This is a genomic window from Rhizobium sp. 18055 (genome assembly GCF_902706285.1).
In the GTDB taxonomy this organism is placed as follows: Bacteria; Pseudomonadota; Alphaproteobacteria; order Rhizobiales; family Rhizobiaceae; genus Rhizobium.
Genome location: NZ_CACSKD010000012.1, coordinates 35,568 through 47,382, shown reverse-complemented (window position 1 = coordinate 47,382; position 11,815 = coordinate 35,568). Strand labels below are relative to the sequence as shown.

8 protein-coding genes are annotated in these 11,815 nt (G+C 62.7%); 2 read left to right on the top strand and 6 right to left on the bottom strand.

The window, feature by feature from the left end:
* Positions 1-4: 4 nt before the first annotated feature.
* The gene (locus GVL52_RS19550) at positions 5-265 is read right to left on the bottom strand and encodes a monovalent cation/H+ antiporter complex subunit F (protein WP_160010209.1); all 261 of its coding nucleotides are present in this window, start codon (positions 263-265) and stop codon (positions 5-7) included.
* Complete coding sequence (locus tag GVL52_RS19545) at positions 258-788, bottom strand: Na+/H+ antiporter subunit E (protein WP_160010435.1); 531 nt, start codon at positions 786-788, stop codon at positions 258-260. Before GVL52_RS19545 ends, GVL52_RS19550 begins: the two co-directional genes overlap by 8 nt.
* A gap of 582 nt (positions 789-1,370) precedes the next feature.
* Between GVL52_RS19545 and GVL52_RS19540 the strand changes: the two genes are divergently transcribed.
* Entirely contained in the window at positions 1,371-3,104 is a 1,734-nt protein-coding gene (locus GVL52_RS19540) for a hypothetical protein (protein WP_160010207.1), read from the top strand.
* A 123-nt stretch (positions 3,105-3,227) separates the two neighbouring features.
* Here the strand turns inward: GVL52_RS19540 and GVL52_RS19535 are convergent, their stop codons facing one another.
* From GVL52_RS19535 to GVL52_RS19520, 4 genes are all read right to left on the bottom strand, one after another.
* Positions 3,228-5,063, bottom strand: a complete 1,836-nt coding sequence (locus GVL52_RS19535) for an SLC13 family permease (RefSeq protein ID WP_160010205.1) — start codon at positions 5,061-5,063, stop codon at positions 3,228-3,230.
* Positions 5,064-5,273: 210 nt separating this feature from the next.
* Positions 5,274-6,485: a M20/M25/M40 family metallo-hydrolase gene (locus GVL52_RS19530; RefSeq protein ID WP_160010203.1), complete on the bottom strand. Its 1,212-nt coding sequence runs from the start codon at positions 6,483-6,485 to the stop codon at positions 5,274-5,276.
* Between the two features lie 47 nt (positions 6,486-6,532).
* On the bottom strand, positions 6,533-8,080 hold the full coding sequence (locus GVL52_RS19525; RefSeq protein WP_160010201.1) for an AbgT family transporter: 1,548 nt from the start codon (positions 8,078-8,080) through the stop codon (positions 6,533-6,535).
* 362 nt (positions 8,081-8,442) lie between these two features.
* A complete protein-coding gene (locus tag GVL52_RS19520; RefSeq protein WP_160010199.1) occupies positions 8,443-8,715 on the bottom strand; it encodes a YMGG-like glycine zipper-containing protein in 273 nt (90 codons plus the stop codon).
* A gap of 398 nt (positions 8,716-9,113) precedes the next feature.
* Here GVL52_RS19520 and GVL52_RS19515 point away from each other — a divergent pair, with 398 nt between their 5' ends.
* The gene (locus GVL52_RS19515) at positions 9,114-11,675 is read left to right on the top strand and encodes an FAD-dependent oxidoreductase (protein WP_160010197.1); all 2,562 of its coding nucleotides are present in this window, start codon (positions 9,114-9,116) and stop codon (positions 11,673-11,675) included.
* Positions 11,676-11,815: the final 140 nt, after the last annotated feature.

Sequence of the window (11,815 nt, the reverse complement as noted above, 5' to 3'; positions counted from 1 at the left end):
GCCGCTACGGTCCTTTTTCCAGAAAGCGGGCGATGGCCAGCACCGCCAGAAAGCTCAGCAAACCATAGACCAGCGCCACGTCCAGATAGACGAAGCGCCCGGAGATGTGGGCATAAAGCGCAATCAGCGATATCGTCACGACGGTCAGCATGTCGATTGCCACAACCCGGTCGATCGCCGTGCGGCCGATCACCAGCCGCAGCACGCCGAAGACGATGCTGAAAAAGATCAGGACAACGGCAATCTGCAGGATGATCTCAGCCAAACACCGCCTCCAGATGCTTTTCGAACGGCCCGATGATCATCCGCGTCGCCTCCTCGGGATCGGTGGACTTGACGTCGAGCCAATGGATGAACAGCGCATCGCCCCTGATATCCATCACCAGCGAACCCGGCGTCAGCGCGATCGAATTGGCCAGCGCCAATCGTCCGATCGGCGATTTCAGCGGCATCCTGACCTTGACGATACCGGGCCGGATATCGATGCGCGGCGAATAGACATAGCCGAGCATGCTGATATTGGCCTTCACCAGCTCGACGAAGAAGACGCCGGTATAGGCAATGAAATGAACGACCGTCGCTGGGGTCACCCTAATCCGCCAGACGTCGCCGCGCCGCACGAAAATCCATGCCACGACCAGCGAGACCAACGCGCCGACAGCCACGATCGGCGGGGCAACCGAAGAATTGATCACCAGCCAGACGACAAGCAGAAACGCCCAGAGGAGGATCAGACCCTGCGGCAATCCGGACGATGGCTGTTGCACTGTTCCCTGTTCTTCTGGCATTGCGGAGGCTTTCGACAATGATGATCGGCACGCAGTCATGGCGGTCGATTTTACCTCATGCATCTCCCCTGACTGGCTCATGCGGACGACGCCGACGGCGCGGATCGAACCGGCATTGCTCCATTGTCTCAGCACCTTAGCACCGGCCGAGACGGGCTGTGATCGGCACTGAATCCAGAAACTTTGCTCCATGTCCGGGATGCTGCCGCAAGGCCCGGCATTTCACCCTAAGCTCTTGACCCGCATGCAAAACCGGGAAATCAATGACCCAAGGGAGGCGGCCGGCCAGCCGCAAGAGACGGCACCCTGGCATTGCAAGGGTTTAGGCAAGGGCTAGGCAAGGGTTTAGCCGATGCTGGCATTCACCAGCCTGCTGTCAGCGGGCCGCTGCCGTGATCTGGCTTTGTCGCGCCAAACACGATCGCGCCGCGCGCGACACACATGCTGCAATGGAGGAACTGATCACATGCCAGGACGCGCCTCCAACGCTCATTCACCCGCATCCATTCACCACGCATCTCCCTCCGGTCCCGCTGTGCTGGCAATCTGGCCAGCCGATCATGCCAATCGGATGCCGCGCTTATGAACGCGAAAGCACCGCAACCGACATCCGCAGCCATGTCCCCCATCAGCCTCGCCACCTTCCATCCGCTGAGCGCTGCAGAAGCCAAGATCGTCGCACATCTGCAGGGCGGCGATTTCGACCGATTGGGCGACGGCCTGCGCCCGGAGCAGCATGAGCAGGATGACCCGGAACGCACCGTACGCGCCGAACTCCTGCGCCTGCTCATTGTCGGCAGCGAGAGCTACCGCTCGCATGAAAAGGGATTGCGGCTGAGCGGCGCATGGATCACCGGTATTCTCGATCTCGAGGGCTGCCGCATTCCGCGTGACATCGGCCTGAAGGACTGCCGCTTCGAAGCCTCGCCGGTGCTGCGCTCCGCCATCATCGACAATCTGTTTCTGGATGGCTCGGCCCTGCCCGGCCTGCAGGCCGATCGGCTGGAGGCGCGAGGGTGCCTCTCCATGCGCGGTGCCGCCTTCACCGGCCAGATCCGCATTCCCGGCGCCCGCATCGGCGGCAGCATCGAGGCCGACGGCGCATCGATCACCTCGTCGGATGGAATAGCGCTTTACGCCGACGGCATGGAAGCGCGCGGTGGCGTGCTCATGCGCGGCGCCGATATCCGCGGTGGCATCATCCTCTCCGCCGCCCGGCTTGGCGGCGATGTCAACGCGGTGGGTGCCCGCATCGAACGGCCAGGCGAAATCGCGCTCAACGGAGACGGCATCGTCGCCAGCGGTGATCTCGCCTTGCGCGGCGCCACCATCACCGGCGAAACCCGGCTGCTCGGCGCCCGCTTCGGCGGCGATGTCGACTGCACCTCGGCGACGCTCACCCAGCCCGGCGGCTACGCGCTGCGACTGAACCGCACCAGCATCGACGGCGCCTTCTTCCTGCGCCAGGGCGCCGCATTCGAGGGAACCCTCGACCTGACGGCGACCACGATCGGCGCCATCGACGACGAGCAGGCCTGCTGGCCAGCTAGCGGCGACCTGCTGCTCAACCGCTGCCAGTACGGCGCCTTCATCGGCGGCCCTGTCGATGCCGAAAGCCGGCTTGATTGGCTGTCACGCCAGACGCCGGATCGCTGGAAGGCGGATTTCTGGCCGCAGCCCTATGAACATCTCGCCACGGTTCTGCGCGAGATGGGCCACGACGAGGACGCCCGCGCCGTGCTGATCACCAAGGAACGCCTGCAGCGCCGCGCCCGCCGCGGCCGCGCCAGAAACCCCTTCTTGCGTGCGACACTTGCCGCGACCGACGCCATCCTCGCCGTCACCCTGCGCTATGGCCGCCAGCCGCTGTTGGCAGTGGTCTGGCTGATCCTGTTCTGGGCTATCGGCAGCGGCGTCTTCGCCGTCGCCTATCGGACGGGCGCGATGAAACCCAACAGCCCCGTCGTGCTGCGCTCGGCGGAATGGACGATGTGCGATCTTCAGCGCAGCGAAAGCCGCTACATGCCATCGAGCGCACAGGTGCTGGCCGGGCGCGCCGATGCCGGAGAAAACCAGCTCAGCTGCTTTCGCAATCAGCCGGAAGCAGCGAGCTACCCGGAATTCAATGCGCTGATGTATTCGCTGGATGTTCTGCTGCCGGTGGCCTCGATCGGCCAGAAGGAATACTGGCGTCCTGATTCGCGAAAATCCAACGGCAGCTTCACGCTGAACTACTATTTCCTGCAGTCGATTATCGGCTGGACCCTCAGCCTGCTCGCGGTGGCCGGCTTCTCGGGACTGGTGAAGTCCCAATAGGCCAAATGACCTCAGCTGCGCACCGGAAGACCGGCTGGTAACCGCATCACCCTTGGCAAAGCCGCACTCGCCCACCGACGATCTGCCTCATCCGATCCGGCCGAGCAAACCGCAACGGCGAACTCAGAACCGCCAGATCAACGGCACGATGAAAACCGAGACCACGAAGAACCAGATCAACAGCGGCAGCCCAAGCTTCCAGTAGTCGTTGAAGGCATAGCCGCCCGGACCCATCACCATCAGGTTGGTCGGCGTCGCGATCGGTGTCAGGAAGGCGCCGGCGGCAGCGACCGCCGTGCTCATCAGCACCGGACGTGGCGAGATCCCCATCGCGGTTGCCGCTGCCACGCCGATCGGGATGACGATCAGCGCCGTTGCCGTGTTGCTGATCAGCTGCCCCATGACGGCCGTCAGGATGAACAGGCCGGCGAGCAATGCAAGCGGGCCGGCATCACCGACGAGATTGACCAGATGCTCGGCCATCAGCTTTGCCGCCCCTGTTTGCACCATCGCCGTCGACAGCGGCATCATCGCGCCGACGAGAATGACCGTGGTCCAGCCAACGGCGCGGTAGGCCTGCTCGACACTCATGATCCCGGACAAGATGATCGCGCCGGCGGCCAGAATGCCGGCCACAGCAGGCGGCACGATGCCGGTCGCCAGGAGCAGGACCATCGCCAGCAGAATGACGATCGCCTGCCGCGCCCCCGGCCCCATCGGCACCGCCTGACGGCGCACCAGCTCGGGCGAGTTGACGACCAGCACGTCGGGATCGTCGAGGTGAACATCAAGCGCCTTCCACGTGCCCTGCAGCAGCATGGTATCGCCGGCCTGCAGCACGGTGCCGCCGCCATCGCGCGTAGTGCTATCGGCCGTGACCTCACCGCCGGCGCGCTGCACCGCGAGAACGATCAGGTCGCCGCTTTCGGTGACCATGCCGGGAAAGACGCTCTTGCCGATCAGGCCCGAGCGCGGCGGGATAACGACTTCGGCAAGGCCGGAGCTGCGGTTGAACAATGTGTCCTCGCCCTGCCCCGCGGCTTTCTCGTCGCGAAATGCCAGATGCATCTTCGCGCCGAACGCGGCCGCAATGTCGGCCTCGCCCCGCACAATCAGATGGTCCCCCTCGGCCAGGGCAGGCCGGCGCAGCGGCCCTGCCGTCTCGCCCTCCTGGATGGCAACAAGTTGCAGCCCCGGATAGGCCGAAAGATCAAGCGCCGACGTCGCCACTCCGACATAGGGCGAGCTTGCCCGCAGCCGCATCTGGTAGACGCCGCTCGCCAGCCCGTATTGCTCCACCAGGGTCTTGGCATGATGGCTGAAATCGGCCGGCATGGTCGCACCATTGCGCTCCGGCAGCAGCTGCTTTCCGAACAGCACGATGATCACCATCGTGCCGGCCAGCAGCGGCACACCGACCAGAGCGAATTCGAAGAAGCCGAACCCCCCGACGCCCGCATCGAGCCCCGCCTCGGAGACCAGCACGTTGACAGGCGTTCCCGTCAGCGCCAGCATCGAGCCGGCGTGCGCCGCAAACACCAGCGGCATCAGCAGCTGCGAGGAATTGCGCCGCAGCCGCACGGCAATCACCACCACGACAGGCAGCAGCGCCGCCACCGCGCCGTTGACGCTGATCAGCGCCGTCAGCAGCGAAACCAGGATCATCGTCAGGACCAGCAGCCGCGCCCGGCTTTCGGCACCCGCGCCGCGGATCAGCAACTGGCCGGCCCAGGCGGTGACGCCGGTAGCCTCAAGACCGGAACTGACGACAAACAGCGATGCGATGAAGATGACGGCCGGATCGCCGAAGCCACCCAGCGATTGCCCGAGCGTCAGCACCCCGCTTGCCCACAGCGACAGTGCCGTCAGCATGGCGACGAAGACCACAGGCAACTTGTTCCAGACGAACAGAACGACGGCAACGGCGATGATGGTGGCTGTGTATGCTATCGGACTCAATCGCTCTGCTCCCCAATTGGCCTCGTCGGGCCGTCTTCACTATTCGGCCGCACAGAGATGCGCAGCGCGGTCTTTCCACCCCTCTGCCCGTCCTTCGAATGAAATCGCCTTTGAAACCGTCGATCGGCGAGAGGCATTGAGGCCAGGCACAGGAAGGATCGACTGCCGCCAGCCTTCGCCGGCAGCGGCCGATCCCTCAAACCCGAAACGTCAATCCTCGAGCGTTGCCATCAGCACGCCCAGGCGGCAGCCCTTTTCGTATTCCTTGAGGTTCACATATTCCTTGATCGTATGGATCTCGGCCTGCCCCGCCCCGATTGTGATGGTCGGCACGCCATGCTTGTCGAGCCAGTTTGCATCCAGCCCCCCGTTGGAGAACACATAGACAGGCTCGATCCCGAGAATCCCCAGCGCCTTGGTGGCCCGCTTGACGATCGCGGTATCCTTGCCCAGTTCGAACGGCGGATAGGCGGCAACATGGCTGAACTTCACCTCGGCCGTATCACCCTCATCGGTCGTCACCTCGCTCTGCGCCTTGGCGAAGGCCTGCTTGTAGCCATTGGCAATTTCGGTGGCGAAGGCAGATGTCGGGCTGCGCGCCTCGCCTTTGAGATAGGCGTAGTCGGTGACCACATTGGTGGCGTCGCCGGCCGGTTTGCTGTCCTTGCCGCCGAAGATGCCGATATTGCTGGTACCGCGGCCATCCGGCTTCACCACCTTGCCGAACCAGCCGTTTTTCCGCGCATCCGCCAGTGCCAGCGCGCCGACCATGGTCGCCGAAATCCCCTTCTCCGGTGCGACGCCGGCATGCGACGCCCGCCCGGTGATCTCGACCTCCCAGTTCTCCTGGCCCACAGCGCCGACAATCAGATCCGACGCCAACTGGCCATCGACATTGATGCACATCACCGCACCGTTGAGATCGGCCGGGTTGAGCTCGCGCGCACCATGCAGCCCGCTTTCCTCGCGCACCGTGAACAGCAGCGTGATCGGCGGATGCGGCAGCTCGTGCTTGATCAGCGTTTCGGCAACCACGACCAGCAGCGCCACGCCGGTGCGCGCATCGCCGCCAAGCGCCGTCGTGCCGTCGGAGACGATCCGGTCGCCTTCCCGCCGCGGCTTGGCACCGGCGCAGAGCGGCACGGTATCCAGATGCGTCGAAAACAGCAGCCGTGGCCCCGGCCGGGTGCCGGGAATATCGACGATCAGATTGCCGGTTTCGGTCGGCACCGGAATGCGCGTGTGAACATCGTCGAAGCGAATGGCCGATTCAGGCACGCCGATCTTCTTCAGCGCATCGCAGACCGCAAGACCGATATTTTTCTCCTGTCCGGTTACGCCCTCCACCGAGAGGAAACGCAGCAGATGTTCTTCCGCCGCAGCGACGTCGAGAGGAATTGAGGGATTGCTCATGATACCCATCCGATTGTTTGCTTCTTATTTCCAGGCTCGCCGGACGCCAGATGACGTCACAGACCCCAAGGCAGACCGAGCGCCTTCCAGACCGCGAACAGTCCGGTCCACAGCACGAACATCAGCACCACATACGGGAGCATCAGCGAGACGATCGTTCCCACACCTGCCGACTTGTCGTATTTCTGCGCAAAGCCGACCACGAGTGCGAAATAGGCGTTGAGCGGGGTAATCGCATTCATCGGCGAATCCCCGACGCGATAGGCGGCCAGCACCGCTTCCGGCTCGACACCGAGCTTCATCAGCAGCGGCACGAAGACCGGTGCAAAGATTGCCCATTTGGCAATCGCACCCGTCAGCAGCAGGTCGATGATTGCCACCACGACGATGAAGCCGATCAACAGGGGCAGCGCACCGATATTGGCCGCCTGCAGCACGCCGGAGAGGCTGAGCGCCATCACCGTGCCGATATTGGTATAGGTGAAGTAGGCAACGAACTGGCTGAGCACGAAGAACAGAAAAATCGTGCCGCCCATGTTCTTGATCGATTTTTCGATCGCGGCGATCACTTCCGCCAGCGTCTTCATCGTGCCGGCGCCGATGCCGAAGGCCCAGCCGGTCACCAGGAAGATCAGCATGATCAGCGCGATCAGCCCGTTCATGAACGGCGAGTTGCCGATCAGTTCGCCGGTATCGGCATTGCGCAACGGCGCACCGCTCGGCAACGTCAGAAGCAGAAAGACCGCGATAAGGCCGATCAACCCGAACAGCGCAAACCGCAGACCGCGCGATTCCTGATCGGAAAGCGTCGCCCCCTGGTTCGGTACGCCACCCTCCGCTCCGTCGGGATTATAAGCGCCAAGCCGCGGCGCGATGATCCTGTCGGTGATGAAGGCAATGATGACGGTCAGGAACAGCACAGACGCGATGGAGAACCAGAGATTGGACGCCAGCCCGATCGACCGGTTTGGATCGACCAGATGCGCCGCATCATTGGTGAATTCGACCAGCACGGCATCGAGCGGCTTGATCAGCATGTTGACCGTGAACGCACCCGCGACGGCGGCAAAACCGAGCGCCAGGCCGGCAAGCGGATGCCGCCCGACGGCGAGATACGCCACACCGGCAAGCGGGATCAGCACGAGGTAACCGGCATCGGCCGCGATACTGGCAAGAATGCCGACGAAGGCCAGAATGTAGGTCAGCGCCCAGCTCGGCGAGACGATCACCAGCTTGCGGATAAGCGCCGTCACCAAGCCCGATTCCTCGGCAACACCGGCACCGATCATCGCCGCGATCATCAGGCCGACGGCGGTGAAGCTCATGAAATTGGGGATCAGCGAGGAATAGAGAAAACGGATGCCCTCGATATTGAGCAGGCTGCGGATCGCCGTCGACGCCTGTTCGATCTCGAACGTGTCGGGATTGATGCGCTCATAGCTGACCGCCGCCCCGAACGCGCCGAGCACGGCCGACAGCACGATGACGATGCCGATCAAGATCAGGAAGATGACCACAGGATGAGGAACCATGTTTCCCACCTTCTCGACCCCGTCGAGAAATCTCTGCATCGCGGTCTTTGGTGCGGCATTGGCAGTGGCCATGTGTTGCCTCCGTTGAACCAGGGCCATCAGGCCGAGGACTGCGCCCCAGAGTGCGGCTGACATTGCAGTCGGCCAGATTTGCAATCGAAGGAACGCGTTTCTTTAAAACCACCGGGCAGCAAACTGGCCCCAATGAGCCCACGCAACCTGATGAACCTATGGATTTTGGTAGGAAGTCTTGAATCGGTCAGGCCTGGATGAGCGCGCCGCTTGCGGCTGAACCCTGCAAATCCAAATCCCCCTTGGCTGAAACGGATTTTTGAAAGAGCGACGGCGCCGTTTGCGCCGGGGCAACCTTTGGGAGCCATCCCTCACCTATCGGACCTGAGATGCACCGCCTAGCGCTGCATCTCGGTGACCGATCAGCGTGGGCAGGCTGCGACGTATCGCCGGCCATTGCGGTCCTGAAACTCGCATTGTCCTGGCCGTCCAGCGACATTGCCGATCACGGCGCCCGAAACGCCACCGATCGCCGCACCCACGGCCGCACCACGAACATCACCCGTGACAGCGCCACCGACGACAGCACCGGTCGCAGCACCAATGCCCGCGCCCTGTTGGGTCGGCGAGCAGCTTGTAAGCGACAGACTTGCAAGCAAAAGGCCGATCGACGAAAACACCACTAACTTGTTCATTCCACTCCCCTATGCCTGCTCGTGGGCCGCCAGGGTCTCGACAGGAGCCCTGCGCCATCGGGTTTGACTATAGTGTCGCCAAAGACTGTCTGTGATCGGCACAGAATCCCGAAACCAAGCGCTGAGTTCAAATTTCAGCCCTGAGCGGGCCGCCCTCAAGCCGAAAACCGATGCAAACTCAATGCCAAGCGCACTTGGTGCCGAACCGCTTGTTTGCCCCTCCTGCAGCCGCATCAATCACGCAAAAACGACCTGCAACCGGCCTTCCTCACCCGCCTTCTGTCCACAGACAGCATGGCTCTGGTCGTGCAGTATGATAATTATGTCGTAGACAGGCTCTACACGTCGCGTCTCAATCCCTAAAATCCGATTTCAATATTCAATCAGGGTCGTCCTCAATGGCAGAGTTTCCTAAGCAGGCTAAGGTCGTCATCATCGGTCTCGGGGGGATCGTCGGCGCATCCATCGCCCATCATCTGATAGAGCGTGGATGGGATGACATCGTGGGCATCGACAAGTCAGGGATCCCGACCGATATCGGCTCGACGGCCCATGCCTCCGACTTCTGTTACACCACGTCCCACGACTATCTCTCGGTCTGGACGACGCAATATTCGATCGATTTCTATGAGAAGATGGGCCACTACTCGCGCATCGGCGGCCTCGAAGTGGCACGCACCGGCGACGACGCCTGGATGGAAGAGATCAAGCGAAAGCTGACCTCCGCCAAGGCCTTCGGCACCCGCGCCCGCTATGTCGGCCCTGCCGAGATCAAGGAAATGTTCCCGCTGATCGAGGAGGATCAGGTCCAGGGCGGCCTGTTCGACCCCGACGCCGGCCTCGTCATCCCGCGCAGCCAAACGGTCGCCGGCAAGCTTGTCGATGCCGCTGAAAAGTCCGGCAAGCTGACGATGTTCGGCAACACGCCGGCTCAGTCGCTGATCGTCGAGGGTGGTCGCATCAAGGGTGTCGTCACCCATCGCGGCACCATCATGGCCGATCACGTCATCGTCTGCGCCGGCCTCTGGGGCCGCCTGATCGCCGAAATGGTCGGCGAAGACCTGCCGGTCATGCCGGTCGATCATCCCCTCACCTTCTTCGGCCCCTACAACGAGTTCGAAGGCACCGGCAAGGAAATCGGCTTCCCGCTGCTGCGCGACCAGGGCAACTCCGCCTATATGCGCGACACCGGAGACCCGAAGACCACCGAAGGCGGCCAGATCGAGTGGGGCTATTACGAAACCACCAATCCGCGCATGTGCCACCCGCGAGACCTTCTGGAGAAGCACGAGGCACGCCTGTCGCCGTCGCAGCGCGATCTCGAGATGGAACAGATCCTCGAGCCGCTCGAAAAGGCTATGGAACTGACGCCGATCCTCGGCGAACTCGGCTATAACGAGGGCCATTCCTTCAACGGCCTGCTGCAGGTGTCTGCCGCCGGCGGTCCGTCCTGCGGCGAAAGCCAGAAGGTCCGCGGCCTCTGGTATTGCGTCGCCATCTGGGTCAAGGACGGCCCGGGCTACGGCAAGCTGATCGCCGACTGGATGACTGATGGCCGCACCGAAATCGACCACAACAGCATCGATTACGCCCGCTTCTATCCACACCAGCTGACCGAAGAATTCATTGCCAACCGCTGCTATGAAGCCGCCCAGAAGATCTACTTCCCGGCTGTGCACACCCGCGAACCCTACGCCACCAGCCGCAACGCAAAGCGCTCGCCCTTCTACGAGCGCGAGAAAGAACTCGGCGGCCACTTCATGGAACTCGGCGGCTGGGAGCGTGCGCACGGTTACGCCGCCAACGAACACCTGCTGGAGAAATACGCCGACAAGGTTCCAGTCCGTGAGAACGAATGGGACAACCGCCACTTCTGGCGCGTCTCCAATGCCGAGCATCTGGCGATGAGCGAGGATTGCGGCATCGTCAATCTCAGCCACTTCCACATGGTCGATATCGAAGGCCCTGACCATGTCGATCTTCTCGAGTGGCTGTGCGCCGCAAAGATCGGCGGCGACGGCAATATCGGCAAGGGCATCTACACCCACTTCCTCGACGACGAGGGCATGGTCCGCGCCGACTTCACCGTCATCCGCATGGCCGATCGCTGCCGCCTGATCAACGGCGCCGACGCCGGCCCGCGCGACTTCCATTACATGAAGCGCGTGGCGGAGGATCGCGGCCTCGACGTCACCATCACCGACGTCTCGGAAAAGTTCATCACCATCGGCATCTGGGGCCCGAACGCCCGCGACACGCTGAAGAAGGTGGTGGCCGACCCGGCAGCCCTCGACGCCGAAAACTTCGCCTTCGCGGCCATCAAGCCGATCGAGATCGCAGGAAAGACCGTCACCGCCTTCCGTATCTCCTATGTCGGCGAGCAGGGCTGGGAACTGCACATGAAATACGAGGACGGCCTCGCCGTCTGGGACGCGCTGCGCGCCACCGGTGTCATGCCCTTCGGTGTCGAGACCTATGCCAACTCGCGCCGCATGGAAAAGAGCCTGCGCCTGCAGAACGGCGATCTGCTCACCCAGTACAATCTGCTGGAAGCCGACCTCGCCCGCCCGAAGGTCAAGGAAGCCGATTTCCGCGGCAAGGCCAAACATCTGGAGTACAAGGCCCGCGACCACCAGCCGGCCATGCTCTGCACGCTTGTGATGACCGAAAACACCGACAAGTCTGGCGTCAAGCGCTACCCTGTCGGCTCCATGCCGGTGATGGACCCGGAAACCGGCAAGTCGCTGGTCGATAGCCTCGGCCGCATCTCCTACACGACCTCGGTGGCCTACGGCCCGACGGTCGGCAAGAACATCGCGCTCGCCTACCTGCCGCACGACTACTGCCAGGTCGGCCGAAAACTGAACGTCGAGTACTTCGCCGAGACCTATCCGGTCGAAGTCGTCAGCGTCGGCTACAAGCCGATCTACGACCCTGAAAACCTGAAGCCGCGCACCTGATAGGTTGCCTGCCATGAAACAAAAGACGCCCGCTCACAGCTGAGCGGGCGTCTTAGGAACTGGCAAGGCTTGGATTATCGCCTTCTCTCGAGGCGACGTATGCACGTTCTCCACCCTCATCCCGTGCTTGTTACGGGATG